Consider the following 26,073-nt stretch of genomic DNA (forward strand, 5'->3'; position numbering starts at 1 on the left):
CCCGATCGCATGGACCTCTCGCTGATCATCATGCAGCTGTTTTCCGGCATCGCCCTCGGGGCGGTGCTGGTCATCACCGCGCTCGGCCTGACCATCGTGTTCGGCATGCTGGGCGTGGTCAATTTCGCGCATGGTGCGCTGTTCATGATCGGCGCCTATGCCGGCCTGTATCTGGCGTCGCTGACCGGAAGTTTCTGGTGGGGGCTGCTGCTCGCTCCCTTGCTGGTCGGTGCCTTCGGCATGCTGATCGAGTTCGTCCTGGTGCGGCGTCTCTATGGCCGCTCCATCGATGATCCGCTGCTGCTGACCTTCGGCCTCAGCTATATCCTGGTCGAGGGCGTGCGCATCGTGTTCGGCAGCGACGGCATTCCGTTTCCGACACCGTCGCAGCTGATCGGCGTCGTCGATCTCGGTGTCGGCTTCTTTCCGAAATATCGGCTGTTCGTGATAGCGCTGGTGGCCGTCGTGCTCGTGGCGCTGTGGCTGACCTTGGAGAAGACCCGTGTCGGCCTCATCGTCCGCGCCGGCGCGCGTGACCCCCAGATCATGCGCGTGCTCGGCGTCGACATCGGCAAGGTGTGGCTGGCGATCTTCGGGCTTGGCGTCGGCCTCGCCGCGCTCGGCGGCGTGCTCGCCGGACCGATGCGCAGCGTCAATCCTGAGATGGGCACGCTGGTGCTCGCGGAGGCATTCGTCGTGACCGTGATCGGCGGCCTCGGCTCGATCGTCGGCGCCGTCATCGCAGGATTGATGGTCGGCATCTGCATCAGCATGGTGGCGCTGTTCGCGCCCGAAATGGCGACCATCGTAATGTTCGCGCTGATGGCGGCGGTGCTGCTGGTCCGGCCGCAGGGCCTGTTCGGCCTCAAGGGGAGAGCGTGATGACGGTGCAGTCGACCGGCGAGGCACCGCCGCTTCCCCAGGCGCAGCGCCTGTTCGCGGTGCTGGCCGACCATCGCGTGCTGGTCTCGATAGCAGCCCTTGCGCTGCTGCCCTGGCTGCTGCCGTCGAAGGCGCTCGCGGTGAATGTGCTGATCTACGGCGTCGTGGTGATGGGCTACAATCTGCTGTTCGGCTATACCGGGCTGCTGTCGTTCGGCCACGCCGCCTTCTTCGGGACCGGCGCGTATCTCACGGGCATCGCCATCGGCCGCTGGGGTCTGCCCTGGTTCGCCGCGGTGCCGCTGGCGATCGCCGCTAGTACGGCGTTGGGCGCCGCCATCGGAACGATCTCGACGCGCACCCGCGGCATCTATTTCTCGATGGTGACGCTCGCCCTCGCGCAACTGGTCTACTACGTGGCGTTGCAGGCGTCGTCCTTCACCGGCGGCGAGAACGGGCTGCGCGGCTTCACGGTCGATCACATCAATCTGCTCGGCGTGCAGGTCAATTTTCTCGATCCGCTCAACAAATATTACGTCCTGATGGCCTTTGCGGCGCTGGCCATCTGGGTGCAGTCGCGGATCCTCAATTCGCCGTTCGGCGCCGTCATCGAGGCCATTCGCGAGAACGAGCAGCGGGCGCGGGCCTGCGGCTATGACGTCGAGCGCTGCAAGCTGATCGTGTTCATGCTGTCGGGCGCGATCTCGGCCATTGGCGGCTGCATGTCGGCGCTGCATCTGTCGATCGTCCCGCTCGACATTCTGCACTACCAGACCTCCGGCATGATCGTGATGATGGTGCTGCTCGGCGGCGCCCGCAGCTTCTTCGGACCGTTCATTGGCGCCGCGACCTTCCTGATCCTGGAGGACGTCGTCTCGCTGTGGACGCCGCATTGGCAGATCGTGGTCGGCGCGATCTTCGTCGTCTTCGTGCTGTTCCTGCCCAAGGGCATCTGGGGCACGCTGCTGGACGTGTTGCCGTGGGCGAGGGAGCGGCGATGAGCACCGAGCTGTTGCGCGCCGAGGGCATCGGCCGCCGCTTCGGCGGCTTCGTCGCGCTCGAAGGCATTTCGGTGTCGTTCGCGGCGGGCGAGCTGACCTCGATCATCGGGCCGAACGGCGCCGGCAAGAGCACGTTCTTCAACATCCTCTCCGGGACGCTGCCGCCGAGCAGCGGCACGCTGCGCTTCAAGGGGCGGGATCTCAACGGTCTGCCGCAGCATCGCTTCGTGCACCAGGGCATCTCGCGGTCGTACCAGATCACCAACATCTTCCCCGATCTGTCGGTGCACGAGAACGTGCGGGTGGCCGCGCAGGCCATGGTCGTCAGCTATGACATCTGGCGCAACCGCGCTGACCTCGTTGAGCTTGGCGACCGCGCCGATGCCGCGCTGGCAGCGGTTGGGCTGACAGGAAAGCGCGGCGAGCTTGCCAAGTATCTGGCGCATGGCCAGCAGCGCGCGCTGGAGATCGCCATCGCATTGGTGTCCGAGCCGGAACTGCTGCTGCTGGACGAGCCGACCGCCGGCATGGGCCCGGAAGAGACCAAGGAGATGGTCGCGCTGCTGGAGCGGCTGGCGGAGCGGCGCACGGTGCTCTTGGTCGAGCACAAGATGAAGATGGTGCTGGGCCTGAGCCAGCGGGTGCTGGTGCTGCATCACGGCCGGCTGCTCGCCGACGGCAAGCCGGAGGACATCCGCAGCAATCCCGACGTTCGCCGGGTCTATCTGGGACAGAGTGAAGGTTATGGCTGAGACCGCGTTGCTCGAGCTCGACGGCGTCCAGGCCTGGTATGGCGCGAGCCATGTCCTGCACGGCATCTCCCTGCGCGTGAACGAGGGCGAGGTGGTTGCCCTGGTCGGCCGCAACGGCGCCGGCAAGACCACCACCTTGCGCACGGTCATGGGTCTGATGCCGAAGGCCGAGGGCCGGGTGCGCTTCGCCGGCCAGGACCTGCTGCCGCTCGCGGCGCATCGGCGCTTCCATCTCGGCCTCGCTTATGTGCCGGAGGAGCGGCGCATCGTGCCGGGTCTCTCGGTGCGCGAGAATCTGCGGCTGGGCCTCGTTGCGGCCAAGGCTGACATCGAGGAGCGCGCGGCGTTCGCCGAGATCGCGGAGACGTTTCCGCGGCTGCGGGAGCGGCTCGACCAGGAGGGCGTCACGCTGTCCGGCGGCGAGCAGCAGATGCTGGCGATTGCCCGCGCGCTGATCGCGCGGCCGCGCATGGTGCTGCTCGACGAGCCGTCGGAAGGCATCATGCCGGTGCTGGTCGAGGAGATGGGCGTCTTGTTCCGCCGGCTGCGCGACCAGGGCAAGACGCTTCTGTTGGTCGAGCAGAACGTCGAATGGGCGCTGCGGCTGGCCGATCGCGCCGTCATCATCGATCAGGGCGAGGTCGTGCATGAGAGCAGCGCGGCCGCGCTGCTCGCCGACAAGGACATCCAGGACCGCTATTGCGCGGTGTGATGGTTCGGCCTTCGCCGGCATCATGACGATCCATCGTTCTCCAGTGCTGGAAGCTGCGGCAGACGCGCAAGGCTGACGCCGGCGGCCTGATGGCGGAACATGCGTTCGATCAATTCTGCAGCCTGGGCCGCGGCATCCGCCGGCGCGAGTCCGCCCTGGCGGACATTGGAGATGCAGTTGCGTTCGGAATCGACGCGGCCACGGCGCGGCATCCACGTCAGGTAGAGGCCGAGCGAGTCCGCCGCGCTCAGGCCCGGCCGCTCGCCGATCAGGATGATCGAGGCGGACGCGCCGAACAGCTCGCCGATATGATCGGCGAGCGCGACGCGGCCTTGTGATGCGACGATGATCGGCGACAGTCGTCGGCCGGTGGCCGCCAGACGTGGCATCAGCTGTTCGAGCACGGGCAGGGCGTTGACCTGCACCGCGCGGCTGCTCAGCCCATCGGCCACCACCAGCACGATGTCGGCCGGCGCGCGTGGCTCGGACAGCAGCGTCTCTGACGCTGGCGAGAGCAGGCGGCCTGCGTCGGGACGCTGCAAATAAGTGGCGCGATCGGCGGCGCGGCTGTGCACGGCGAGCGCATCCCAGCCGTGCGCAGCGACGTCCACAGCAAAGCCCTCGGCATCGAACGGCTTCAGCACGGCATCGCGCGCCTCGGCATGTGCGGCCTGGAAGCCGAGATGCGCCGATGTCGGCAGGCCCGGGCCACAACGTCCCAGCGCGATGCGCGCCTCGGTGTAGCGCGACAGCCAGGTCCAGTCGTCGGGTGACGACGTCGCCGGTGTCTTCACATCGTCCGGGCCGCTCATCGCTCGGCCTCCAGCAGCGGCAGCGCCGGCATCAGCCGCGCCGGCTCGAAGCGCAATTCACCTTGGGCGTCGCTGATCCCGGTCGCCGCCAGCCACGCCTCGAACTCCGGCGCGGCGCGCTTGCCCAGAACCTTGCGGACGTAGAGCGCGTCATGGAACGAGGTGCTCTGATAGTTCAGCATGATGTCGTCGGCGCCGGGCACGCCCATGATGTAGGTGCAGCCGGCAACGCCGAGCAAGGTCAGCAGCGCGTCCATGTCGTCCTGGTCGGCCTCGGCGTGGTTGGTGTAGCAGACGTCGCAGCCCATCGGCAGCCCGAGCAGCTTGCCGCAGAAGTGATCCTCCAGCCCCGCGCGCATGATCTGCTTGCCGTCATAGAGATATTCCGGGCCGATGAAGCCGACCACGGTATTGACCAGCAGCGGCCGGTAGCGCCGCGCCACCGCATAGCAGCGCGCCTCCAAGGTCTGCTGGTCGACGCCGCAATGTCCGGCTGATGACAGCTCGCTGCCTTGGCCGGTCTCGAAATACATCACGTTGCCGCCGGCCGGACAGCGCTGCAGGCTTTCGGCTGCGGCGAGCGCCTCATCCAGCAGCGACAGCGTGATGCCAAAGCCGCGGTTGGCCTCCTCGGTGCCGGCGAGCGACTGGAACACGAGATCCACCGGCGCGCGGCGCTCGATCGCCTTCAGCGCCGTCGTGACATGCGCGAGCACGCAGGACTGGATCGGCGCGTTGGACGCGAGCCGCAGCGTCTCGATCATGTCGAGCAGCCGCATCATGGTGTCGACGTCGTCGCTCGCCGGATTGATGCCGATGGTGGCGTCGCCGACGCCATACATCAGCCCGTCGAGGATCGAGGCCGCAACGCCCTTGGGATCGTCGAGTGGGTGATTGGGCTGCAGACGCGTCGACATCCGGCCGGGCAGGCCGATGGTGCAGCGGAAGCGGGTGACCACCTCGCATTTCGCGGCGACCGTGACGAGATCCTGCAGCCGCATGATCTTGCAGACGGCAGCGACCATCTCGGGCGTGAGGCCGGGCGAGACCGCGGCGAGCATCGTCGCGTCGGTCGCGTCCGACAGCAGCCATTCGCGGAACGCGCCGACCGTGAGGCTCGCCACCGGTGCAAAGGCGTGGCCGTCATGCTGGTCGACGATCAGCCGCGTGACCTCGTCGCTCTCATAGGGAATGACGGCCTCGTTGAGAAAGTGCCGCAGCGGCAGGTCGGCAAGCGCCATCCTCGCCGCGACGCGCTCGGCCGCATCCTGCGCCGCGAGGCCCGCGAGCACATCGCCCGAGCGCAACGGCGTGGCTTTCGCCAGCAGGGTTCTGAGGTCATCGAAGCGATAAATCGTGCCGCCCAGCGTGTGTGAAAAACCCATTGGCCTTCTGTCCTGTCTCGTCACGCCGTCCCGTGACTATCAGCGGCAAATGTCGGCATCGCAAACAAACGCTCGCGCGCTGCTGCGCCTGCAAACCGCATGCGCGGGTCCGGCCAGGCGACGCGAGCGCTCGGCCCAGAGCGGATGCCTCTATCGTGGGCAATTGCTGATTTGCACGACATATGCGCAATCAGAGTAGACGCGGTTCCACAAATTTGCAAATAATCACTCAAATCCACAATAGACCGGGCCTGCGCCGCGGCTCATGAGGGACATGACGATGTTGCAGCTGTTGAAGGGCCTCTCCGCAAGTCTCGCTCTCTTGATGCTCGGGGCGGCCGCTCAGGCGGGGACGGTGACGGTCTATACCGCGCTGGAAGAGGACGAGATCGCCGACTACGTGAAGGCCGCCAAGACCGCGCTGCCCGACGTCGATCTCAAGGTGCTCCGGCTGTCGACCGGCGATCTCGGCGCCCGCATCATCGCCGAGTCCGGCAATCCGCAGCATGATGTGATCTGGGGCTGGGCCGTCACCAACATGCTCGATCCGCGCATCACGGCGCTGCTCGAGCCCTATGAGGTGAAGGGCGCCGACAAGCTGCCGGCCTCCGCCAAGGGCGCTGACGCCAGCTGGTTCGCCGCCACCGGCTACGTCACCGCGTTCTGCGTCAACACCGAGGTGCTGAAGGCGAAGAATCTGCCGATGCCGACCTCGTGGAAGGATCTCACCAATCCCGTCTACAAGGGCGAGGTGGTGCTGCCGAACCCGGTCTCCTCCGGCACCGGCTACATGCAGATCGCCGGCATCCTGCAGTCGCAGGGCGAGGAGAAGGGCTGGCAGTTTCTCAAAGCGCTCGACGGCAACGTCGCGCAGTACATCAAGTCCGGCTCGCGGCCGTGCAAGGCGGCGCGCGGCGGTGAATTCGCGATCGGCGGCTCGCTGGCCTTCGCCGCGATCAAGTCGATCGAGGAGGGCTTTCCGATCAAGATGGTGATCCCGACCGACGGCGCGGGCTATGAGCTCGAGGCCTCCGGGCTGATGAAGGCGGCCAAGAACAAGGCCGATGCCAAGCGCTTCCTCGACTGGACCTTGTCGCCCGAGGCCGCCACGCTTTACACGAGCTACAAGGAGATGGTGACCATCGCCGGCACCGCGCCGTCGAAAGCCGCGCAGACCGCAGGCTTTCCCGCCGACGTCGCCAAGGCGGTGTATCCGATCGACTTCGCCCGTTCCGCCAAGGAGCGCGACGGCATCCTGAAAAACTGGCAGACCAGCATCGGCCGCTGAGCGGGGGCTCTCATGACGCTGGAGCTCGACCGCCTGCACAAGACGTTCGACGATTTCACAGCGCTCGACCGCATCTCCCTGACGGTCGAGGGCAGCGAGTTCGTCTGCCTGCTCGGGCCGAGCGGCTGCGGCAAGACCACGCTTCTGCGCATCATCGCCGGCCTGCTGACCCAGGACAGCGGCCGGCTGCTGCTCGACGGCAAGGACCTCAGCGCGGTGCCGGCGCGCGAGCGCGGCTTCGGCATCGTGTTCCAGTCCTACTCGCTGTTCCCCAACATGACGGTGGCCGAGAACATCGGCTACGGCATGCGCATCCGCAAAGCCGAGCGCGCGAAGATCGCCGCGCGCGTCGCCGAGCTCTTGGAGCTGATCAAGCTGCCGCATCTGGCCGACCGCCTGCCGTATCAGCTGTCCGGCGGCCAGCAGCAGCGCGTGGCGCTGGCGCGTGCCGTGGCGGTCGATCCGCGGCTGATCCTGCTCGACGAACCACTTTCGGCGCTCGATGCCAAGGTGCGCGCCGATCTGCGCGTCGAAATCCGCGAGCTGCAGCGCCGGCTTGGCATCCCCACCGTCATGGTCACCCACGACCAGGAGGAGGCGATGATGCTGTCCGACCGGATCGTCTGCATGAATGCCGGCCGTATCGAGCAGGTCGGCGCGCCCCAGGACCTCTATCTCAGGCCGGCGACGAAGTTCGTGGCCGACTTCATGGGCAGCAGCAATCTGCTGCCGACCGACTGGGTGCGCGACGCCATGCCGGCACTGATGAATTCGCGCCCCGACGGCGCCGATGCGGATTATCTCGCCTGCCTGCGTCCCGAACATGTGCGGCTTCAACCTCTCGACGCGGGCGAGGCGAGGGTGGTCGACGTCACCTTCCTCGGCAACATCAGCCGCACCAAGGTCGCCTGGAAGGGCCGCGAGCTGATGGTGCAGACCGGCCATGTCGGGGGCGTCGCTCCTGGAGCTGCCGTCGCGGTGTCGGTCGACGCCGCCGGCTGCGGCTGGGTGCGCGCGTGAGCATCGCCGCCGTCGAGGTCGCCGAGCGCAGCGGTTTCCGGCTGCGCCGGGCCGGCAACGATCGCCTGCTGATCGCTGCGGCCATCGCGCTGCCATGCCTCGCGCTGCTGATCTTCTTCGTTTTCCCGCTGGCGATGATGCTGCGGCGCAGCCTGGTCGCCGATGACGGCAGCATCGGCTTTGCCAACTACGTGGCGCTGGCGCGCACGCCTGGCATCCTTAAGGCGACCCTCAACAGCCTGACGCTCGGGCTCGCCACGACAGCCGTCTGCCTCGTCCTTGGCTTCGTGCTCGCCTATACGATGACCCGGACCCGCGTGCCCGGCGCGCGCATCATCTCCGCGGTGCTGGCGCTGCCGATGCTGGCGCCGTCGCTGGTGCTCGGGCTCGGCCTGATCTTCCTGCTCGGGCGCAACGGCCTGATCAGCGGCATGCTCGGCAAGCGCATCGACATCTACGGCCTGCCGGGCCTCCTGATCGCCGACGTGCTGTACGCGCTGCCGCAGGCGGTACTGATCCTGAAAGCCGCGCTCGCCCATGCCGATGCGCGCTATTACGACGCCGCCGAGGTGATGGGCGCCGGCCGCTGGCGCCAGTTCTTCGACATCACCCTGCCGAACGTGAAGTTCGGCCTGCTCAGCGCTGGCTTCGTCGTGTTCACGGTGACCATCACCGATTTCGGCAATGCCGCCGTCATCGGCGGCGACTATGCCGTGCTCGCGACCGAGATCTACAACCAGGTCACCGGGCAGATGAAGTTCGGCATCGGCGCGGTCGTCGGCCTGCTGCTGCTCGCGCCGACCGGGATTGCCGTCTACATCGAGCGCGTCGCCGCGCAGCGCCAGTTCGGCGGCGGCGCCGAAGGGGCGGTGCCGCCGCAGCTCAGCTTCGTGCCGGCGCGCGACGTGCCGCTGTCCATCGTCACGGGCCTTGCGACCTTGTCGGTGCTGGCCGTCATCGGCGTCGTCATCTATGCGAGCTTCATGCGTCTCTGGCCGTACCGGCTGACCTTCACGCTCAAGCACTATGACATCACCCTGAGCGGCGGCTATGCGCCGCTGTGGACCTCGCTTCTGGTCTCCGTCGTGGCCGCGAGCGTCGGCACCTTCCTGCTGTTCGCGCTGGTCTATGGCATCCGCCGGCTGCCGTCGTTGCCGGCCAAGATCGTCTATCTCGTCGCGACGATGCCGGTCGGCGTGCCCGGCCTCGTGCTTGGCCTGTCCTACATCTTCGCCTTCAACATCGCGGGATCGCCGCTGTCGGTGCTGTACGGGTCGGCGCTGCTGCTCGCGCTGTGCAACTTCTATCACTACCACACCCAGGGCTTTCTCACGATGGTCACCGGCATGCGCGCGGTGCCGCCGGCGCTGGAGGAGGCTGCGACCTGCCTCGGCAGCGGTGCCGGTGAGGTGCTCGCCAACGTCATCATTCCGGTGATGACGCCCACTTTGATCTCCGTGTTCTTCTTCCTGTTCATGCGCTCGATGGTGACGCTGTCGGCCGTGATCTTCCTGGTCACGCCTTCGCTCGGCATCGCCGCGGTGTCTGTAATGCGGCTCGACGAGGCCGGCTTCGTATCGCAGGCCGCGGCGTTCTCGACCTGCATCATGCTGGTGGTCTGTGCGGCGGCGCTGGCGATGCAGCTGGCGCTGAAATGGCTGGCGGCGCGCGGCGGGCGCCGATGATGCTGCAGGAGGATCGCCACCAGCGCATCCGCGCGCTGCTCGCCACTGTCGGCCGCGCCACCACCGATCGCATCGCCACCGATCTCGGCGTCTCCCGCGAGACCGTGCGCCGTGATGTCCTCGCGCTCGAAGCGCGCGGCGAACTGCGCCGTGTCCATGGCGGCGTCGCAGCGATCGCGCCGGAGGCCGAGCCGCCGATCACGGTCCGCGCCCGCGTCCGCCTCGCCGAGAAGACCCGCATCGCGCAGGCCGCGGCGCGCATGGTCAGCCCTGGCCAGACCTTGTTTCTCGATGTCGGCTCGACGGTCTCGATCCTCGCCCGCGAGCTCGCGACCTTGGCGGGCCTCACCATCGTCACCAATTCGTTCGAGGTCGCGACCATCATCGGCGGTGCTTCCGGGGAGCGCAGCAACCGCGTCATGGTGCTCGGCGGCGAACTCGGCAGCACCCTGGCGGCGACGTTCGGCTCGACCACGGTCGCCGAGATCCAGCGCTGGCAGGCCGATATCGCGCTGCTGTCGCCGGTCGGGATCGACCATCGCTATGGCGCCACCAGCTTCGACATCGAGGAGGCGAACGTCGCCCGCGCGATGGCGGCCGCGGCCAAGCGCGTGCTGATCCTCGCCGACCACAGCAAGATCGGCCAGACCAGCCGCGTCGCCACTTGCGCGCCCGACCGCATCGACAGCCTGATCACCGATGCGCGCGCTGCTGATGAGCCCGGGCTCGCTGCGCTGCGCGGCGTGGTCGGCGAGGTCGTGATCGCCTGAGTGGCACGGCGATCGGCTGTGGGGGCCTCATGGTTCGAGACGCGCCGAAGACGGCGCTCCTCACCATGAGGGGCGGGTTTCGAGATCGGCGCAGTAGTTTGGTCATAAGCAGCGTGTTCATGGAGAGGGTCGCAAGCGGGGTTCGCCAAAGAGGTCAGGCCGCGCACTCGGTCCTCGTCCTGAGGGGCCCGCCGCAGGCGGGCGTCTCGAAGGACGGCCGCAAAGCGCCTGTTCGCAGCGCGCCTCCCATTGAGGGACAGCAGAGCGATCCTCTCCGCAGTTGCGCTTGGCATCGTGCGCGCTAAGGTCGCGCGCCAAATAACGCAATATCGAGGGAACAAGACATGGCGCGCATCCGCTGTATCACCGAGATGGGCATGGGCGTCGACGTCCATGGCCGCGACGCCACCAAGGCTGCGAAGCGCGCGGTGTCCGATGCGATCCGCCATTCCAGCCTCGGCTTCTTCCGCATGGTCGGCAAGACGCCGCAGGACATGCTGGTCGACGTCACGATCGCCGTGCCGAATCCGGAGGCCGTCGACACCGCAGCGGTCGCCAAGGAGCTGCCCTATGGCACGGTGACCGTGACCGCCGTGAAGGGCGGGCTCGAGATTCCCGCTGAGGCCGGCAGCGATGCCATCATCATCGCCAACGCCGCGGTGCTGGTCCATCTCGATGACGGGAAGTAGGCCACGGGACGTAGGCTGGCACACATGCATCATGTGCGTGTCGTTCTGACGTGAATGTCAAACAGCCCGTGCGCTTGCGATCCCGCGGTGCGTTGCGCACCCGGGTGATATCAGAACGATGTCCCTCTCTTGAACAGAGGGCGCAGGGAAGACCGGGTATCCGCTGATACCCGCGGCCCCCGTGCGTGAAGAAGTGCACGGGGCAGGAACCACAGGCTCAGCCGGACATTCCGGCCTTCCCTGCGCAACGGTTTTCCGGCTTATACGTGCTCTCCCCGGGGATCGGCTGTCTTGCCCCCGTCACCGACGGATCATCATCACCGCCGATTTGGCATCAGCACCGCGATGCCAGGACCACACGATTTCGCCGGCGCATCCTGCCGTTCGTCCGCACGGAAAACCATGCTGCGGCAGAACTGCGCCCATCGCATCACCGCCTCCACGTTCGTGACGATCGCGAAGCGCCCCTCATGACGAGGCGGGACGGGGCAGTGTTTCATGAAATTCGGAAAAACGAAAGCAAAATCTTTCGCTCGCTCTGAGCAGAATCGCTCAGTGCATTGAGAGCGCTGCAGAAAAATTCTCTTGCGCGCGGGCCGGATGTGGCGCGCGCCAATCGCGTGAGGTCGGCCGTCCGCGTGAAGGCGCTGATTGAGTCGCCCGACGGGCAGGGTCGTCGTCGAGACTTCCGAATGTCGAGCTCGTGCAATAAAAAGGCAGGCTCGAAATGTTATAACCATGACTCATGATGGCCCGATGGAACCCCAATCATGAGTGCGGAATGACCTGAGCGCCAAAGCCGCGCACGACCGACCGGAACGAGATGGTATCGCGCACCGAGATCAAACAGCAGAACGACTATCTGCTGCGTCAACAGCACGACTTCCGCAGGGCCGCGGACATTGTCACCGACGCGCTGGCCGCATTCGAGGAGATCGAGGCGATTGCCGTGATCGGCTCGGTTGCGAAGCCACTGTGGAAGGAGGTGCCGCGCTTTCGCGAGTTTCGCCGGGCCGGCATCGAGGTCTGGCACGAGTGCAAGGACCTCGACCTTGCGGTGTGGATCAGCTCGCAGCATCGTCTGTCCGACATCCGCCGGGCCCGCGATGCCACCATGTCTGCAGCCTACAAGGCCGGGACCGGGCCGGGCACGGTGGGACACCAGGTGGAGATCTTCCTGATCGAGCCGGGGACGGATCGCTATCTCGGCCGGCTCTGCGACTTCAACAGCTGCCCGAAGCAGAAGCGCGACTGCGCAACGCTGGGCTGCGGCGCCATTGCGTTCAACAAGGTCGTCGAGGGTTTCGTGCCGTACGATGACCTGCTGGCGGCCGCGAGCTATGCGACCCTGTACCGGCGGGGACAGGGGCGTCTCCGCTCGGCCCTGGACCTGCCCGGGCCGGTCGATTGCGACTGATGCGCGGGCTCGCGGCCGGTCAGGGCGCGTGATGGCCGGCCACCGCGTCTTCGAGCCGCGCCTTCATCTGCCGGAAACGCTCGTCGATCGCTTCGGGACGGTCGCGGTTGAGCGCGATCATCGCGCGCCGGGTCTCGTTGGCACGGATCACCTCGCGGGCGCCGGACACGAGGCCCTCGACCAGCGCATCAGCGACCATCTCCGGCGCTTCGCGTGCGAAGCCGAGATCGGGACCGGCCTTGTTGCTTGCCATCATCGGCGTCTCGGTGGCCCCGGGATAGACCGTCAGCACGCGCACGCCCTCGTCCAGCAACTCGCGGTGCAAGGCCTCGCCGAAGCGTGCAAGGCCCGCTTTCGCTGCGGCATAGGTGGCGTAGAACGGCGCGCCAACCAGCGCGATGCCCGAGGCGACATTGACGATCGCGCCGTCGCCGCTGGCGCGCAGTTGGGGCAGCGCAGCACGGGTCCACAGGATCGGGGCGAGCAGGTCGACCTCGATCATGGCGCGGAGTTCGGCGACATCGGTTGCATCCAGGCGGCCGGCGCGCACATTGCCGGCATTGTTGACGAGGATGTCGAGCCGGCCGAAACGCTCGCTTGCGGCGGCGAGCGTCGCTGTGCAGGCGGTCCCGTCGGCGACATCGCCGTCGACCGTCTCGATCCGGACGCCGTGAGCGGCGGCGAGCGCAGCGGTCTCCGCGAGCTTGGCGCGGGTCCGGCCGAACAACACGAGGTGAACGCCGCGTGCGGCGAGCGCGAGGGCGGTGCTGCGGCCGATGCCGCTGCCGCCGCCGGTGATGAGAGCGACCTTGCCGTCGAGTGTCATGGCATTTTCTCCTCGGCGCGCGCGGTGATCAGGCAGCGAAGGTTGCAGGGGCTGCGAGCGCAGCCAGTGCAGCGGCTGGCTCCAGCCGCGTGCGATAATCCGGGCTCACGTGAGCGCGCAGGATGCGTCCGCCTTTGCCGACGACATAGGTCGCGGGCACCGGCAGCGACCAGCGGCCGTCGCCATTGTGAACGGGAAGGTCATGACCGAACTTCTGATACAGCGCCTTGATCGACGCCGACAGCTCGTAGCGGATGCCGAGCGCGTCGGCGAGGCGGCCGTCGGTGTCCGAGAGCACGTCGAAGGCAAGCGCGTTCTTCTCAGCCGTCGTCAGCGTGTGGTCCGGCGTCTCGGGCGAGACTGCGACCAGCCGCGCGCCGCGGGCTGAGATCTCCGGCAGCAGCGCCTGATAGGCGCGCAGCTCGAGATTGCAGTAGGGGCACCAGCCGCCGCGATAGAAGGTCACGATCAGGGCGCTCTCCGCCATGACAGCCGCGAGGTCGGTGACGCCGCCTTTGTGGTTGGGCAGAGTGAGCGCGGGGAACGTTGCGCCTTCGCCGACGGCGCGCGCTGCGAGGTCTTGCAGCGTTGCGTTGTCGTTCTCGACGAGGCTCGCGATATCGTCGCCGACGCGGGAGGTCCAGGCGGACTTGAAGGCATCGAGTTCGGTTTGCAGGGACATGATGATGGGATCCTGATGAGTTGGTGTGATCGTGCGGCTTGCTCGGTCTTCAACTCTCCCCGCTTGCGGCAGGGCTATCGCATATGAGCAGATGTCGGCGCGCTCCATGGGAGCCTGCCAATGAGTTACTCCGTCATGCCCGGGCTTGACCCGGGCATCCACGCCGTTCTTTCCACGTCAAACCGACGTGGATGGCCGGGACAAGCCCGGCCATGACGACGTAGAAACAGACAGGCGCAACACATAGAGCGCCGTATGCGATCGCCTGCCGCTTGCGCGGAGAGGTCGGATGGCATCGCCAGATGCAATCAGTGCGCGGGGGCGCGTGGTGCAGGGAGGATGTTCGATGCAGCTCAGCGCTGACCTGCCATCATCTGCTGCACCAGCGCGTTGGCGCTGGCGCCTTCCAGCGCGAGGCCATAGCCGACCTCGCGGACGATCCGCTCCTTCAGCGGCTGGATGAAATGGATGCGGCTGTTGCGGCGGGTGACCTCGGGCTGGCGCAGATAGAGCGCCGCGAGCTCGCGCGCGAAGGCGACCGTCTTGCCGTCGTCGGTGACGTGGTTGACCACGCCCCAGCCTGCGGCCTCCTGCGCCGACAGCGGCTGCGGGTTCAGCAGGAACGCCTGCGCGCGGCCGGCGCCGGCGCGGTAGGACCAGGTGGTGAAGATGCCGTCGCCCGGAACGATGCCGCCGGCGAAGTGCGGCAGATCGTGGAAGGTCGCGCTGCGGCCGGCAATGATGACGTCGGCGAACAGCGCATATTCGGTGTGGATGTGGGCGCGGCCCTCGATCGCGGCGATCAGCGGCACGCGGATGTTGGCGATGTTCTCCAGGATCTGTGTGCCCTCGTCGTGCACGCGCGACCAGGCATTGGCATCGCCGACATTTCCGAAGCTGGCGAAGTCGATCTCGGCCATGTAGTCGCCGACGCCGGTGAGGATGACGATCTTGTTGTCGCGGTCGCGGCCGATTTCATAGAACGCATCGGTGAACTCGGTATGGTCGCGGGCGTCGAAGCGGGTCGGGCCGCCGTCGCTGTGCATCTCGACCAGCAGGACGCCCTGCGCATCGCGGCTCAATCGCAGATGGGCGAAGCGGGTGAAGTAGGACGGGGTCATGGCTCTCTCCCTGACGGTGGCGCCGGCGATGCGCCGGCTGTGGCTGACGGGAAAGACCATCGCTCATTCGGCAGGCTTGGATAATTGGCGCCGGTTTGATATCATTCATACGTTTTCCGTATGAGGCGGCCGAGATGGATCTCCTGGGACCGATGCGGACCTTCGTGCGGGTGGTGGAGACCGGCAGCTTCACCGCGGTCGCCGCCGAGCTCAACACCACGCAGCCGACCATCAGCCGGCAGGTCGGCGCGCTCGAGGAGCATCTGCGGACGCGGCTGTTCACACGCACGACGCGGGCACTGACGCTGACCGATGACGGCCGGGTGTTCTACGAGCACGCGTTGCGCGCGCTGGAGGCCGTGTCCGAGGCGGAAGGCGCGGTCGGGCGGCGGCGGCAGAAGCCGTCCGGCCTGTTGCGGCTCGCCGCTCCCGTCGTGTTTGGCCGGCTGCATGTGGTGCCGCGGCTGCTGGCGTTCCTGAAACGCTATCCGGACGTGGCGATCGATCTCATCATGAGCGACGGCTTTGCCGATCTGGTCGAGCAGGGCATCGACGTCGCGATCCGCGTCGGCGACATCACCGATCCCGGATTGATCGCCCGGCGCATCGGCACGGTGCAGCGCGTGACGGTGGCCGCGCCGGCCTATCTCAAGGCGCATCGCGCGCCGAAGGTGCCGGCCGATCTGAGCGCGCATCAATGCATCGTCTATACCCGGCTCGCCACGGGCAACCGCTGGATGTTCGAGGGACCCGACGGTCCGGTCACCGTCGAGGTCGGTGGCCGCTTTCGCGCCGACAATTCGGAAGCCGTGCGCGATGGCGTGCTCGGTGGGCTCGGCATCGCCGTGATCCCGACCTTTGCCTTCTCGCGCGAGATCGAGACCGGCGCAGTCCAAGTGCTGCTCAAGGAATACGCGCCGCGGCCGCTGCCGATGCACGCGGTCTATGCCTCACGCCGCTTCGTTCCGCTCAAGGTGCGCGCCATCATCAATCATCTCGCGCACGAGTTTTCGCTCGATGCGCGGCTGTCGTCGTACACGGCATGACGCCGCGGCGCGGCAGACGCGAGCGCCACTTGGGACGGGTCCGCGCGCTGCTCACCGCGCTCCTTCGCTGACCCACCGCGCCAGCCCTTCCGCAAGTCCATCGAACATCGCACGGATCGGGGCTGAGTCCTTCTGGTCCTCGTGCACCGCGAGCCAGCAGTCGAGCGTGAAGGCGACCTTGTCGGCGAGTACTGGCACCAGCGCCGGATTGCGTCTGGCCATCGCCTTCTGCATGCCGCCGATGCCGAGCCCGGCCTCGATGGCCGTGACCTGGGCGACATCGGAGTCGACCCGGTAGGAGAAGATCTCGCGGGAGATCGGCAGCTGCGTGCTGGCGACCGAGCGCGCCGAATGATCGTCGCGGTCGAAGCCGATGACGTGATGCGTGGCAAGTGCCTCGATCGTATCCGGCAGGCCGAACCGATCGACGTAGTCGCGATGCGCAAACAGCCCGAGCGGAATGCTGCCGAGCCGGCGCGCGACGAGGCCGTCCTGCTTCGGCCGGATCATCCGCACCGCGATGTCGGCGTCGCGCCGCAGCAGGTCGTCGGTGCGGTTGTTGAGCACCAGCTCGATCACGATGTCCGGAAACCGGTGGCGGATGCCGGCGAGGATCGGCGGCAGCACGAAGGTGCCGACGATCTCGCTCGCCGAGATCCTGACGACGCCGCGCGGCTGCAGCGCATCGCCGCCGGTCTTGGCGGTCCGCACCAGCGCCGCGAACGCTGATTCCATCGCCTCCGCATGCGGCACCAGCGCGGTCGCGGCCTCGGTTGGCAGCAGGCCGGCCTGGGAGCGGGTGAACAGGGCGACGCCAAGGCCAGCCTCGAGCTCGGCGATATGGCGGCCGACCGTCGGCTGGGTCAGCCCGGTGGCGCGCGCCGCGGCGGACAGGCTTCCGCGCCGGACGACGGCGAGGAAGGAGCGCAGCAGGCTCCAGTCGGACAGTTCGATCATACAAAAAAGTATAGCGACTAAAGATTGTTTGACAATTTTCGTTTTGCGGCGGCCGCTCCAGATTGCTGGGACAGCAAGGAGATCAGCCATGTCCCATCACTCCCAAACCCCCGTCGCCCTGGTGCTCGGCTTGACCGGGGCCATTGGCGGCGCCGTCGCCGCAGCCCTGGCGCGGCGCGGCTTTGCCATCCGTACCCTGACGCGCCGTCCGGCGGCAGACCGGCCCGCGCTCGGCTTTGCGGTCGACTGGCGCGACGGCGATGCCCTGGATGCGGCGTCGGTCCGCGCCGCGGCGGAAGGCGCCAGCCTGATCGTCCACGGCGTCAATCCGCCGGGTTATGCCCGCTGGCGCGAGGACGCGCTGCCGATGCTCGCCCACACCATCGCCGCCGCGAAGGCGGTCGGCGCGACGATCCTGTTTCCGGGCAACGTCTATGTCTATTCGTCGGCATCGCCAGCCATCGTCAGCGAGACCACGCCGCGCCAGCCTGTGACGCGGAAGGGCCAGGTGCGGCTGGAGATGGAACAGATGCTGGAGCAGGCCGCGCACGAGCACGGCATCCGCGTCATCGCGATCAGGGCCGGGGACTTCTTCGGCCCCGGTGTCGGCAATTCCTGGTTCGCGCAGGCGCTGGCGAAGGGCGGTATGGCCGCCACATCCGTGCAGCGCTTGACACAGCCGGGCATCGGCCATGCCTGGGCCTACGTGCCCGATCTCGCCGAGACCTTCGCGCGCCTCGTCGACATCAGGGCCGATCTGCCCGCCTACACGATGCTGAACTTCGCCGGTCATTACGATGCGACCGGCCAGGACATGACCGATGCGGTGCGCCGCGTTCTCGGCCGGAGCGACCTGCCGGTGAAGGCGTTGCCGTGGATCATGCTCTGGATCGGCGCGCCGTTCGTGCGCTTCATGCGCGAGGTGCTGGAAATGAGATGGCTGTGGACGCAGAGCCTCGCGCTCGACAACCGCAGGCTCGTCGGCCTGCTCGGCGCCGAGCCGCATACGCCGCTCGACGACGCCGTCAAGGCGGCGCTCCAACCTGTCAGCTGAACTCACAACTCCAAGAGGATCGAAGCCATGACCACCGCATCGCCTGCGGCGCCGATGACGCGCGCCGAATTGCTCACGCTCGTCCTGCTCGTCGCCGCGCAGGTCGTCCTGTTCCTCGTCCCGCTGATCGTGCTCGGCCGGGCGATCAGCTGGCCAGCCAGCCTGCGTCTGCCTGCCAGCGAGGCGCTGCCGCTGATTGCAGGCCACGCGATGGCCGTGCAGATCGGCTATTGGGGCTATCTCCTGACCGCGACCGCGATGGTGCCGCTCGCGCTCGCCTTGCGCCGCTTTGCACAGGCGCAAGGCCTGCATGGCGGCTTGTCCGACACGATGGCGGCCATGGGCGTTGCGGCAGCCGTCCTGAAGACGCTCGGCATCGTGCGCTGGCTGAGCGCGATGCCGAACCTCGCCGGGCTCCATGCCGCCACGACCGATCCGATCATCCGTGTCGCGGCCGAGGTCAGCTATGTCGCGCTCAATAGCTATGCCGGCAGCGTCGGCGAATTGCTGGGCGTCCAGCTGTTCTCCGGCCTCTGGCTGATGCTGGTCGGGATCATGCTGCTGCGTACGAATCTTGGCATCAACGGTATCGCCGGTCTGGTGATCGGTGCCGCCTTTGCAACGACCGCGCTGCGCTCACTCGTGCCGGCATTCGAGATCCTCAGCACCATCGTGCCGCCGCTGGCGCTGGGATGGTTCGCGGTGCTCGCTGTGACTCTGGCGCGGCTGACCGCTCGAGCCTCGAAGGCGTGATGTATCACGTTCGCCCCGTGACAAGAAGCTCGCATGTCTGACGTTGCGTCCAGCAGCCTGCCTGCAAGGCCCAGGCGGGCGGATCTCACTCCACCGCATCCTTCTTCGCAATCCGATGCAACTGCTCGAACAGATCCGCCTGCTCACTCGTGCACAGGCACACGCCCTGCGCCGAGTCCGCTTCGCCGGCGTTGAGGTAGGCGTGGCCCATGGTGCTGTCGAGGTAGATGCCGTCGCCTTCGTGAAGGATCTCGGGGGCGTAGAACTCGGTGTGGACGGCGATGGTGCCGCTCGTGACCAGGAAGTATTCCTCGCCGCTGTGGCGGAGCAGGGGGCCGAACTCGTCGAGGGTGCGGGCGCGGACCTCGGCGATCATCGGCACCATGCGTTTGCCGATCAGGTCGGTGCATTGATAGACGTAGGTGTAGAACCTCGTGTTCACCACCTGGCCCTGGCCGGCGCGGCTGATGCTGCGGCGGGCGGTCACCGGCCGGCCCGGCTCGGGGCGCGGCGCGGCCGGGCTGAACAGCTCGGCGATGTCCATCTGCAGGCCTGAGGTCAGCTGCAGCAGCTTGTCGTAGGTCAGCGACATCAGGCCGTTCTCGACCTTGGACAGCGTCGACAGCGCCATCCCCGTTTTCTCCGCCACCTGCTTCAGGGTCAGCCCGCGCGCCTGCCGGGCCGCCTTCAGGCACTGGCCGAGCTGGGAATGGGGACCTTCGGAGGCGTGCTCGCTGACGGCTGTGTCGGTCACGGGGGTCTCCGGAAAATCCGTTTAGCGGATCAGATTATCGGCTGGGGGGCAGGCTCGGCAAGATCAGCGCAGAAGATCAGGAAACTCAATCATTTGCGAGTCAGCCTGAGCGGCATGCATGAGCTGCCGTGGAACAATGCGTTTTCAGATCGTGCATTCGATTTCTTATGTGCTAAATAGTTTTCCGAATTGGAAAAGAGAAGTGGCCGTGGAATCGATTTCCGACAAGACTGCCGTCGAGCTGGTCAAGCTCCTGAAAACAAAGGCGATCTCACCGGTCGGCCTGCTCGATTCGTGCCTGTCGCGGATCGCGGCGGTGAATCCGGCGGTCAATGCGGTCGTGACCCTGGACGAGGCCGGCGCCCGCGCCGCGGCCAAGGTGGCCGAGGCCGAGCTCGTCAGGGGCGAGGACAAGGGTCCGCTGCACGGCCTGCCGGTGCTGATCAAGGACACCCAGGATACCGCGGGGATGCGCTCCACCTATGGCAGCCCGATCCTGGCCGACAATGTGCCGACGGCAGACCAGGCCTCGGTGGCACGGCTACGGGCGGCCGGCGCTGTTATCTTCGGCAAGACCAACACGCCGGAATGGGCGGCGGGCGGCAACACCCGCAATCCCGTGTTCGGCGCGACCGGCAATCCGTTCGATCCCCAGCGCTCGGCGGCCGGCTCGTCCGGCGGCTCGGCGGTGGCGCTGGCCTGCGGCATGGCGCCGCTCGCCTCGGGCTCGGACACGGGTGGAAGCTTGCGCAACCCGGCCGGCTTCTCCGGCATCGTCGGGATCAGGCCGTCCTATGGGCTCGTCGCCAGCGACAAGCGCGCCCATGGCTGGTCGTGCCTGTCGACCGACGGGCCGATGGCGCGCAACGTCGCCGATACGGCGCTGATGCTGTCGGTGATGGCGAGCGACGATCCGCGCGATCCGCTCGCCTACACGCTGCCGGGCGAGGCGGTGCGCGGCACGCCCGCGCGCTGGGCCGTGCCGCCTACGGTCGACTTGCGCAAGCTCAGGCTCGCTTTCACCGAGGATTTTGGCTTTGCCCCGACGGAGGCGCTGATCCGGCGCGCCTTCCGCGCCCGCGTGGCACGCATCGCGCCGCTGTTTGCGGGCGCAAGCGAGGCGACGCCGGATTGCAGCGGCGCCGACGAGACCTTCGCGGTGCTGCGCGCCTCGCTGTTCCTCACCCAGCATGGCAAGAATTATCGCGAACGGCCTGAGATGCTGGGGCCGAACGTGCGCGCCAATGTCGAGGAGGGGCTGTCCTACAGCCTCGAGGATTTTTCGCGCGCGGCCGCCAACCAGACCCGCATCTACCGCGCCTATCAGAGCTTCTTCGCCGCGCATGACGTGCTGATCAGCCCGACCATCACGCTCAGTCCGCGGCGGTGGTCGGAGCTGTATCCGGCCGAGATCGACGGCGTGGCGACGAAGTCCTACTTCCATTGGCTGGCGCTGGCCTATGCGGTGACGCTTGCCGGGCACCCGGCGCTCAGCCTGCCGCTCGGCGTCGATGAGAACGGCCTGCCGTTCGGGCTGCAGATCGTCGGTCCCCGCGGCGGCGATGCGCTGGTGCTCGGTGTCGCCGCGGCGCTGGAGCAGGCCTTTGCTGATGATGCCGAGCTGCGCCGTCCGTTGCCTGATCTCGACAAGCTCGCCGCGCTGCCGCCGCTGGCGCAGGCGCCCGGCTTCATGGCGTGGGATTGAGGCGCGCCGTCATGATCAACATGTTCTGGAGCTAACGATGTCCGATTCATCTTCCTGGCCGTTCTCGCTGGTGCGCCGCGCCGGCGGCCTCGTATTCCTGTCGGGCGAGGTCCCGGTCGCCGATGACGGCACGATTCCGGTGGGCATCACGGCGCAGACCGACCTCGTCTTCAAGCACATCTCTGAGACGCTTGCGGGCGAGGGGCTGACGCTCGACGACGTCGTGTCCTGCATGGTGCATCTCGCCGACAAGGCGGACTTCGCCGAATACAACGCGGCCTATCGCAAGCATTTCAAGGCTCCGCTGCCGGTGCGCACCACGGTGCAGGCCCAGATGATCGCGGACGTTCGACTAGAGGTCACCGTCGTCGCGGCGGCGCGGACCTGACAGGAGGCATGACGATGCGAAGCGCAATCGTTCTCGGCGGCGGCATGGTCGGTGTCGGCACAGCGCTGCATCTGCAGAGCAGGGGCTGGTCGGTGGCGCTGGTCGATCGCCGCGAGCCGGGCCGCGAGACCAGCTACGGCAATGCCGGCATCATCCAGAGCGAGGCCGTCCGGCCCTACGCGATGCCCCATGACATCGCCGGCGTGCTCGACATCGCGCTGGCGCACACCAACGACGTGCACTACACGCTCGCCGGCTTGCCGCATCACGTCCGGCCGCTGCTGCAATATTGGTGGAATTCGTTTCCCGCGCGCCACGAGGTGCTGACCCGCACCTATGCGCAGCTGATTTCGCGCGCCGCGCCCGAGCACGAGCCGCTGATCGAAGCCGCCGGCGCCGGCAATCTCGTGCGCCGCGACGGCTTTCGCGTGCTGCACCGGAATCAACAGCAGTTCGACAAGGAGGCCGGGGAGGCCGAGGCGATCGGCAAGGCGTTCGGCGTCAAGTTCAAGCTGCTGAGCGCGAGCGATCTCGCCAAGGCCGAGCCCGGCCTGAACGAGAGCGGCCTCGGCGGCCTGCACTGGCAGGAGCCGTGGACGGTGTCGGATCCCGGCAGCCTCGTGACCTCCTATGCGGACCTGTTCGTCAAGCGCGGCGGCAAGCTGCTGCAGGGCGACGCCACCACGCTGGCGCCACAGGGCAGCGGGTGGGCCGTGACGACGTCCGAAGGCCGCATCGAGGCCGAGGCGGTCGTGGTTGCGCTCGGGCCGTGGTCGCCGGAATTCCTGAAGCGCTTCGGCTACGACATTCCGATGGTGCGCAAGCGCGGCTATCACCGCCACTACTCAGGCGGCGCGCCGCTCGATTTGCCGCTGCGCGACGCCGCGTTCGGCTATCTGATGAACCCGATGGCCAAGGGCGTGCGCATCACCACCGGCGCCGAGCTGTCAGCGCCGGACGCCAAGCCGACGCCGGTGCAGCTCGGCAAGGCAGAAGCCGCGGCACGCCAGCTGATCGATCTCGGCAAGCCGGTCGAGCCCGAGCCGTGGCTCGGCACGCGGCCCTGCATGCCGGACATGCTTCCCGTCGTCGGACAGGCGGCGCGGCACAAGGGCCTGTGGCTGCATTTCGGCCACGGCCACCAGGGCTTCACGCTGGGGCCGGCGACGGGCCGCATCCTCGCCGAGCTGATGAGCGGCGAGGCGCCGAGCGTCGACGCCACGGCCTGTGCGCCGGCGCGATTCGGCGCGTAGGTTCGCCAGGCCACGCCGCTGGACGTGTGAATGCCGGGGCCGCTGCAATTACAGGCTGCAAACCGGCATTCCCTGCAGCTGATTGTTTACCACAGGAGCCGTCGTGCCGCGCGATCGGTAAGCGATGGCCGCACGCGGCCGGTGGCTTCACGAATTTGCAAGCCGGCTCGACTAGGTTTGCGTGGGTTGGGCCAGGACGCGGGGCGAAGCACGATTCGTGATGTCTGTCGGCCAGCGATCCTGACATCGTGTGGGGGAACAGATGAACTTCACGGGCCTCGCCTATCGCTTCTTCTCGAATTTCACATTTCTGGCGGCCGTCTTTCTCAGCCTGAACTACATCGAGAAGTACCAGAACCGCGCCGTGCTCGCGCTCGTGGTGCTGATCTATGCCGGCATGCGCGCCGTGACGGTGGTGCGCACCTTCCACTTCTTCGGACGGATCGAGAAGCTGGAGTCCGACGTTCGCCGGCTCGCCGGCATGCTCGGCGAAGGGCCGGTCGGCCAGGTCATCAACAAGCAGGTGGTGTCCGACGTCGGTTCGCTGCGCAAGGACGGCGAGCAGAAGTCCTACATGGACCTGTTCTTCCTGGCCGCCGTCGTCATTCTCTGCGTCAGCAAGCTGATCACCAACTGACCGGCCGACGACCTGCGTCACAGCACCGGGGGACGCATCGAAACAGGGGCGCATTGGCGCCCCTTTTTTCGTTTGGGTGGCCCGAGCCTCAGCGCTTGCGCAGGCTGGCGAGGCGCACCGGGCGGGCAGGCGGCTTGGCGGCGGCCTGCGCCTTGCCGGCGGCTTGCGGCCTGCCGGCGGCTTGGCCCTCGACGCGGACGACCTGATGCCGACGCGCCTGCAACGGCGCAGCCGGCGGCCAGGTGAACAGCTCGGCCGACGGGGCGGGCAGCGCCGGCGCCGTCGCGATCCGCGCCGTCACCGCGGGACGCGGCCAGGCGGGCTTGGGCAGCGTGCGCGCGGCCGCCGGCACATCGAGATGACCGAAATCGTCAAGTGCCGCGCGCGCATCCGTCTCGGCGCCGGCGAGATCAGCGGGCTTGATCGCCGGCCATTGCGCGACCGGGATCTCGTCCGACGGCCGGTGCACCAGCCAGTCCTCGGGCTCGGTCGGCGTCGCCGGCCGGTCGGCCGTTGCAGCCACCACGTGCACGATGCGGTAGTGCTTGGCCTTCAGATCGGCGAGGATCTTCGGCAGCGCCGCGACGGTGCGCGCCTGGATGTCGTGCAGCAGCAGGATGCCCTTGCCGCGCGCTTCCAGCCGCTTGATCGCGAGATCGTGGACCTTGGCGCCGGAAATGCTGCGCCAGTCATCGGCGAGGAAATCGGCGCTCCACACCTGCAGGCCGAGCGAGGCCGCGTAGCTCTCCACGGCGTCGCCGCGGAGCAGGCCGGGCACGCGGAAGAACGGCGACAGCGCCGACGGATCGGTCAGCGCCGCCGTGGTCCAGGCGATGCCCTGATCGACCTCCGGCTTGACCTTGTCCAAGGTCATCCTGTTCATGCTCAGCGGATGGTTCTGGCTGTGGGTGCCGATGGTGTGGCCGGCGGCCGCGAGCTTGCGAACGCCTTCGGGATCATCCTTGGCCTGGCGCCCGATCGTGAAGAATGTCGCCTTGACGCATTCGTCGGCGAGAATCTGCAGCACCTGATTGCTGTACTTGCGCAGCGGACCGTCGTCGAAGGTGATGACCACCTCGTGGTCCTTGAGCGGCAGCGTCTCCTTGTACTGCATGGCGCCGAGCCGCGGATGCTCGCGCGGGTCGACGACCAGGATGCGCGACGTGCCGAGCGCGTTGGGATGGCCGGGACAATCCGCCGCCGATGCGTCCGACGATCCGAGACCCGAGGCAAAGCAGGCGGCGGTGCCAAGCAGCATTGCGAGCCATGTTGGACGTCCGATGCAGGCCCTTCGACGATCACGCATCACGCTGTCACATTCCCCTGACCGGCCGAGTTCCTTCGGCCGAAGCTGTTCGACGGTCGATCATGTCGCATGCCGCGCCAAGGGGGCATACGACCGCCAAGACATAGCAGGGATGTTCGGCGGTCGCGACATCACATCGTACCTGGTTCCGGTTTGCCCCATGGCTGTTGCATGGTTGCAAGAGGCAGGATTTGCCGTTGGCGCAGCAGTCAAGTGTAAACAGACGCTCTGAACGGCGGATTAACCACCTTCATGCGGCGTCGTCGGCGCGGGACGCTCGCTATGTTGTTCATGGGGCAGTTCCGGCGATTGTTCGCGGTTGGCCGGCACCACATGGACCACGCTGTAACCATGATCCTTCAAGTATCGCAGGAACGCCGGCAGCATCGCGACGGTGCGTGGCTGTGGGTCGTGCAGCAGGATGATTCCCTTGCGCGCCTGGGTCAGCCTGCGAATCAAGAGCTTCAGCGTTCCTTGCGGAGACATCGCCCTCCAATCGCTGGCCCATAGATCGGCGCCGAACACGGCGATGCCGCGCGATTGCAGCAGGTCGAGCGTCGCCGGCGTCGATTCGAAGTAGGGGAACCGGAAGAACGGCGTGGACGGCGTCGTCGTCTCGACGCCGTTGAGCGCCTTCTCGTCCGCGGCGATGCCGCGATCGATCTCCTCGATCGCCTGATCGGGCGAGATGTGCGCCAGATGCGCGTGCGTGTAGGTGTGATGGCCGACCGTGTGGCCTTCGGCTGCGATCTTCCGTACCAATTCGGCGCGGCCTGACGCGGGCTGGCCGACCAGGAAGAACGTCGCGCGCACGCATTCCCTGGCGAGCGCCGCCAGGACCTTGTTGGTCATTGGCGGCGACGGGCCGTCGTCGAAGGTGAGTACGACCTCGCCGTCCTGCAGCGGCAGGGTATCGGGAAAGCTCTTCAGGCCGACGCGCGGATAGTTCTTCGGGTTCACGCTCAGCACGCGCGAGGTCCCCAGCGTGCCCTCGCGCGGGCAGTCGGCTGGCTGAGCGGCGGCACCGTGCATCACGAGCAGCGCGGCGACCGCGGCTGCTGCGTTTACCCATCGCGCTATCCGTCGTGCCTGAGACATCTTTTCCCGTTGCGCTCGCTGTTGCGCATTATGTAATGCGTGAAAGCACACATCAGACCAATGGTCTGAACGATGGCTCG

27 protein-coding genes are annotated in these 26,073 nt (G+C 67.2%); 18 read left to right on the plus strand and 9 right to left on the minus strand.

Annotated features, from left to right (window positions below; all coding sequences use genetic code 11):
- Positions 1-9: 9 nt before the first annotated feature.
- The 4 genes from QQL87_RS06130 to QQL87_RS06145 are packed head-to-tail and all read left to right on the plus strand — an operon-like array spanning position 10 to position 3,347.
- The gene (locus tag QQL87_RS06130) at positions 10-882 is read left to right on the plus strand and encodes a branched-chain amino acid ABC transporter permease (RefSeq protein ID WP_284416566.1); all 873 of its coding nucleotides are present in this window, start codon (positions 10-12) and stop codon (positions 880-882) included.
- A complete protein-coding gene (locus tag QQL87_RS06135; RefSeq protein WP_284416564.1) occupies positions 882-1,883 on the plus strand; it encodes a branched-chain amino acid ABC transporter permease in 1,002 nt (333 codons plus the stop codon). Before QQL87_RS06130 ends, QQL87_RS06135 begins: the two co-directional genes overlap by 1 nt.
- Entirely contained in the window at positions 1,880-2,635 is a 756-nt protein-coding gene (locus QQL87_RS06140) for an ABC transporter ATP-binding protein (protein ID WP_284416563.1), read from the plus strand. Before QQL87_RS06135 ends, QQL87_RS06140 begins: the two co-directional genes overlap by 4 nt.
- Positions 2,628-3,347 (plus strand): ABC transporter ATP-binding protein, encoded by a 720-nt coding sequence (locus QQL87_RS06145; RefSeq protein ID WP_284416560.1) that lies wholly within the window; start codon positions 2,628-2,630, stop codon positions 3,345-3,347. Before QQL87_RS06140 ends, QQL87_RS06145 begins: the two co-directional genes overlap by 8 nt.
- 20 nt (positions 3,348-3,367) lie before the next feature.
- Here QQL87_RS06145 and eutC read toward each other — a convergent pair whose 3' ends face one another.
- Both eutC and QQL87_RS06155 read right to left on the minus strand, forming a co-directional pair.
- Positions 3,368-4,159 (minus strand): ethanolamine ammonia-lyase subunit EutC, encoded by a 792-nt coding sequence (gene eutC, locus QQL87_RS06150; RefSeq protein ID WP_284416558.1) that lies wholly within the window; start codon positions 4,157-4,159, stop codon positions 3,368-3,370.
- Complete coding sequence (locus QQL87_RS06155; protein WP_284416557.1) at positions 4,156-5,544, minus strand: ethanolamine ammonia-lyase subunit EutB; 1,389 nt, start codon at positions 5,542-5,544, stop codon at positions 4,156-4,158. Before QQL87_RS06155 ends, eutC begins: the two co-directional genes overlap by 4 nt.
- Before the next feature lie 280 nt (positions 5,545-5,824).
- On the opposite strand from QQL87_RS06155, the gene QQL87_RS06160 reads away from it, so the two are divergent.
- From QQL87_RS06160 to QQL87_RS06185, 6 genes are all read left to right on the plus strand, one after another.
- Positions 5,825-6,832 (plus strand): ABC transporter substrate-binding protein, encoded by a 1,008-nt coding sequence (locus tag QQL87_RS06160; RefSeq protein ID WP_284416556.1) that lies wholly within the window; start codon positions 5,825-5,827, stop codon positions 6,830-6,832.
- 12 nt (positions 6,833-6,844) lie between these two features.
- Positions 6,845-7,852 (plus strand): ABC transporter ATP-binding protein, encoded by a 1,008-nt coding sequence (locus QQL87_RS06165; RefSeq protein WP_284416555.1) that lies wholly within the window; start codon positions 6,845-6,847, stop codon positions 7,850-7,852.
- Positions 7,849-9,537 (plus strand): ABC transporter permease subunit, encoded by a 1,689-nt coding sequence (locus QQL87_RS06170; RefSeq protein WP_284416554.1) that lies wholly within the window; start codon positions 7,849-7,851, stop codon positions 9,535-9,537. Before QQL87_RS06165 ends, QQL87_RS06170 begins: the two co-directional genes overlap by 4 nt.
- The gene (locus tag QQL87_RS06175; protein WP_284416553.1) at positions 9,534-10,307 is read left to right on the plus strand and encodes a DeoR/GlpR family DNA-binding transcription regulator; all 774 of its coding nucleotides are present in this window, start codon (positions 9,534-9,536) and stop codon (positions 10,305-10,307) included. Before QQL87_RS06170 ends, QQL87_RS06175 begins: the two co-directional genes overlap by 4 nt.
- Positions 10,308-10,651: 344 nt before the next feature.
- Positions 10,652-10,996 carry a Lin0512 family protein gene (locus QQL87_RS06180; protein ID WP_257165521.1) on the plus strand — a complete coding sequence of 115 codons (345 nt, stop codon included), beginning with the start codon at positions 10,652-10,654 and terminating at the stop codon, positions 10,994-10,996.
- Between the two features lie 823 nt (positions 10,997-11,819).
- The gene (locus QQL87_RS06185; protein ID WP_284416551.1) at positions 11,820-12,413 is read left to right on the plus strand and encodes a hypothetical protein; all 594 of its coding nucleotides are present in this window, start codon (positions 11,820-11,822) and stop codon (positions 12,411-12,413) included.
- 19 nt (positions 12,414-12,432) lie between these two features.
- Here the strand turns inward: QQL87_RS06185 and QQL87_RS06190 are convergent, their stop codons facing one another.
- The 3 genes from QQL87_RS06190 to QQL87_RS06200 form a co-directional block, all read right to left on the minus strand.
- On the minus strand, positions 12,433-13,239 hold the full coding sequence (locus QQL87_RS06190; protein ID WP_284416549.1) for an SDR family NAD(P)-dependent oxidoreductase: 807 nt from the start codon (positions 13,237-13,239) through the stop codon (positions 12,433-12,435).
- A 28-nt stretch (positions 13,240-13,267) separates the two neighbouring features.
- Positions 13,268-13,921, minus strand: coding sequence for a peroxiredoxin-like family protein (locus QQL87_RS06195; protein WP_284416548.1), 654 nt, complete (start codon positions 13,919-13,921; stop codon positions 13,268-13,270).
- 353 nt (positions 13,922-14,274) lie between these two features.
- Positions 14,275-15,042 (minus strand): enoyl-CoA hydratase/isomerase family protein, encoded by a 768-nt coding sequence (locus tag QQL87_RS06200; RefSeq protein WP_284416547.1) that lies wholly within the window; start codon positions 15,040-15,042, stop codon positions 14,275-14,277.
- Between QQL87_RS06200 and QQL87_RS06205 the strand changes: the two genes are divergently transcribed.
- The gene (locus QQL87_RS06205; RefSeq protein WP_284416546.1) at positions 15,041-15,166 is read left to right on the plus strand and encodes a hypothetical protein; all 126 of its coding nucleotides are present in this window, start codon (positions 15,041-15,043) and stop codon (positions 15,164-15,166) included. The two genes, QQL87_RS06200 and QQL87_RS06205, sit on opposite strands and share 2 nt — an antisense overlap.
- 10 nt (positions 15,167-15,176) lie before the next feature.
- Complete coding sequence (locus QQL87_RS06210; protein ID WP_284416545.1) at positions 15,177-16,088, plus strand: LysR family transcriptional regulator; 912 nt, start codon at positions 15,177-15,179, stop codon at positions 16,086-16,088.
- Between the two features lie 51 nt (positions 16,089-16,139).
- On the opposite strand, the gene QQL87_RS06215 is transcribed toward QQL87_RS06210, so the two are convergent.
- Positions 16,140-17,045 carry a LysR family transcriptional regulator gene (locus QQL87_RS06215; RefSeq protein WP_284416543.1) on the minus strand — a complete coding sequence of 302 codons (906 nt, stop codon included), beginning with the start codon at positions 17,043-17,045 and terminating at the stop codon, positions 16,140-16,142.
- A gap of 88 nt (positions 17,046-17,133) precedes the next feature.
- Here QQL87_RS06215 and QQL87_RS06220 point away from each other — a divergent pair, with 88 nt between their 5' ends.
- Together QQL87_RS06220 and QQL87_RS06225 are read left to right on the plus strand one after the other, a co-directional pair.
- Positions 17,134-18,099 (plus strand): NAD-dependent epimerase/dehydratase family protein, encoded by a 966-nt coding sequence (locus QQL87_RS06220; protein WP_284416541.1) that lies wholly within the window; start codon positions 17,134-17,136, stop codon positions 18,097-18,099.
- 27 nt (positions 18,100-18,126) lie between these two features.
- Positions 18,127-18,852 (plus strand): DUF4386 family protein, encoded by a 726-nt coding sequence (locus QQL87_RS06225; protein WP_284416539.1) that lies wholly within the window; start codon positions 18,127-18,129, stop codon positions 18,850-18,852.
- Between the two features lie 85 nt (positions 18,853-18,937).
- Here the strand turns inward: QQL87_RS06225 and QQL87_RS06230 are convergent, their stop codons facing one another.
- A complete protein-coding gene (locus tag QQL87_RS06230; protein ID WP_284416537.1) occupies positions 18,938-19,606 on the minus strand; it encodes a helix-turn-helix domain-containing protein in 669 nt (222 codons plus the stop codon).
- Between the two features lie 208 nt (positions 19,607-19,814).
- On the opposite strand from QQL87_RS06230, the gene QQL87_RS06235 reads away from it, so the two are divergent.
- The 4 genes from QQL87_RS06235 (at position 19,815) to QQL87_RS06250 (ending at position 23,589) form a co-directional block, all read left to right on the plus strand.
- Positions 19,815-21,311, plus strand: a complete 1,497-nt coding sequence (locus QQL87_RS06235; protein WP_284416536.1) for an amidase — start codon at positions 19,815-19,817, stop codon at positions 21,309-21,311.
- Positions 21,312-21,348: 37 nt separating this feature from the next.
- On the plus strand, positions 21,349-21,699 hold the full coding sequence (locus tag QQL87_RS06240; RefSeq protein WP_284416535.1) for a RidA family protein: 351 nt from the start codon (positions 21,349-21,351) through the stop codon (positions 21,697-21,699).
- A gap of 14 nt (positions 21,700-21,713) precedes the next feature.
- Positions 21,714-22,952, plus strand: coding sequence for an NAD(P)/FAD-dependent oxidoreductase (locus QQL87_RS06245; RefSeq protein ID WP_284416534.1), 1,239 nt, complete (start codon positions 21,714-21,716; stop codon positions 22,950-22,952).
- A gap of 262 nt (positions 22,953-23,214) precedes the next feature.
- The gene (locus tag QQL87_RS06250) at positions 23,215-23,589 is read left to right on the plus strand and encodes a hypothetical protein (RefSeq protein ID WP_284416533.1); all 375 of its coding nucleotides are present in this window, start codon (positions 23,215-23,217) and stop codon (positions 23,587-23,589) included.
- Between the two features lie 88 nt (positions 23,590-23,677).
- Here the strand turns inward: QQL87_RS06250 and QQL87_RS06255 are convergent, their stop codons facing one another.
- Together QQL87_RS06255 and QQL87_RS06260 are read right to left on the minus strand one after the other, a co-directional pair.
- Positions 23,678-24,847, minus strand: coding sequence for a polysaccharide deacetylase family protein (locus tag QQL87_RS06255; protein WP_284416531.1), 1,170 nt, complete (start codon positions 24,845-24,847; stop codon positions 23,678-23,680).
- A gap of 288 nt (positions 24,848-25,135) precedes the next feature.
- Positions 25,136-25,993: a polysaccharide deacetylase family protein gene (locus tag QQL87_RS06260; protein WP_284416857.1), complete on the minus strand. Its 858-nt coding sequence runs from the start codon at positions 25,991-25,993 to the stop codon at positions 25,136-25,138.
- Between the last annotated feature and the right edge of the window lie 80 nt (positions 25,994-26,073).

It is taken from the genome of Bradyrhizobium sp. SSBR45G (assembly GCF_030159255.1).
In the GTDB taxonomy this organism is placed as follows: domain Bacteria; phylum Pseudomonadota; class Alphaproteobacteria; order Rhizobiales; family Xanthobacteraceae; genus Bradyrhizobium.

Bases quoted from the DNA above. Each gene is read 5' to 3' on its own strand.
- QQL87_RS06250 (WP_284416533.1), top strand. From the start codon at position 23,215: ATGAACTTCACGGGCCTCGCCTATCGCTTCTTCTCGAATTTCACATTT.
- QQL87_RS06155 (WP_284416557.1), bottom strand. From the start codon at position 5,544: ATGGGTTTTTCACACACGCTGGGCGGCACGATTTATCGCTTCGATGAC.
- QQL87_RS06225 (WP_284416539.1), top strand. From the start codon at position 18,127: ATGACCACCGCATCGCCTGCGGCGCCGATGACGCGCGCCGAATTGCTC.
- QQL87_RS06205 (WP_284416546.1), top strand. From the start codon at position 15,041: ATGGCTCTCTCCCTGACGGTGGCGCCGGCGATGCGCCGGCTGTGGCTG.
- QQL87_RS06260 (WP_284416857.1), bottom strand. From the start codon at position 25,993: ATGTCTCAGGCACGACGGATAGCGCGATGGGTAAACGCAGCAGCCGCG.
- QQL87_RS06185 (WP_284416551.1), top strand. From the start codon at position 11,820: ATGGTATCGCGCACCGAGATCAAACAGCAGAACGACTATCTGCTGCGT.
- QQL87_RS06160 (WP_284416556.1), top strand. From the start codon at position 5,825: ATGTTGCAGCTGTTGAAGGGCCTCTCCGCAAGTCTCGCTCTCTTGATG.
- QQL87_RS06215 (WP_284416543.1), bottom strand. From the start codon at position 17,045: ATGATCGAACTGTCCGACTGGAGCCTGCTGCGCTCCTTCCTCGCCGTC.
- QQL87_RS06165 (WP_284416555.1), top strand. From the start codon at position 6,845: ATGACGCTGGAGCTCGACCGCCTGCACAAGACGTTCGACGATTTCACA.
- QQL87_RS06245 (WP_284416534.1), top strand. From the start codon at position 21,714: ATGCGAAGCGCAATCGTTCTCGGCGGCGGCATGGTCGGTGTCGGCACA.
- QQL87_RS06180 (WP_257165521.1), top strand. From the start codon at position 10,652: ATGGCGCGCATCCGCTGTATCACCGAGATGGGCATGGGCGTCGACGTC.
- QQL87_RS06255 (WP_284416531.1), bottom strand. From the start codon at position 24,847: ATGCTGCTTGGCACCGCCGCCTGCTTTGCCTCGGGTCTCGGATCGTCG.
- QQL87_RS06200 (WP_284416547.1), bottom strand. From the start codon at position 15,042: ATGACCCCGTCCTACTTCACCCGCTTCGCCCATCTGCGATTGAGCCGC.
- QQL87_RS06130 (WP_284416566.1), top strand. From the start codon at position 10: ATGGACCTCTCGCTGATCATCATGCAGCTGTTTTCCGGCATCGCCCTC.
- QQL87_RS06190 (WP_284416549.1), bottom strand. From the start codon at position 13,239: ATGACACTCGACGGCAAGGTCGCTCTCATCACCGGCGGCGGCAGCGGC.
- QQL87_RS06175 (WP_284416553.1), top strand. From the start codon at position 9,534: ATGATGCTGCAGGAGGATCGCCACCAGCGCATCCGCGCGCTGCTCGCC.
- QQL87_RS06140 (WP_284416563.1), top strand. From the start codon at position 1,880: ATGAGCACCGAGCTGTTGCGCGCCGAGGGCATCGGCCGCCGCTTCGGC.
- QQL87_RS06210 (WP_284416545.1), top strand. From the start codon at position 15,177: ATGGATCTCCTGGGACCGATGCGGACCTTCGTGCGGGTGGTGGAGACC.
- QQL87_RS06240 (WP_284416535.1), top strand. From the start codon at position 21,349: ATGTCCGATTCATCTTCCTGGCCGTTCTCGCTGGTGCGCCGCGCCGGC.
- eutC (WP_284416558.1), bottom strand. From the start codon at position 4,159: ATGAGCGGCCCGGACGATGTGAAGACACCGGCGACGTCGTCACCCGAC.
- QQL87_RS06145 (WP_284416560.1), top strand. From the start codon at position 2,628: ATGGCTGAGACCGCGTTGCTCGAGCTCGACGGCGTCCAGGCCTGGTAT.
- QQL87_RS06220 (WP_284416541.1), top strand. From the start codon at position 17,134: ATGTCCCATCACTCCCAAACCCCCGTCGCCCTGGTGCTCGGCTTGACC.
- QQL87_RS06195 (WP_284416548.1), bottom strand. From the start codon at position 13,921: ATGTCCCTGCAAACCGAACTCGATGCCTTCAAGTCCGCCTGGACCTCC.
- QQL87_RS06135 (WP_284416564.1), top strand. From the start codon at position 882: ATGACGGTGCAGTCGACCGGCGAGGCACCGCCGCTTCCCCAGGCGCAG.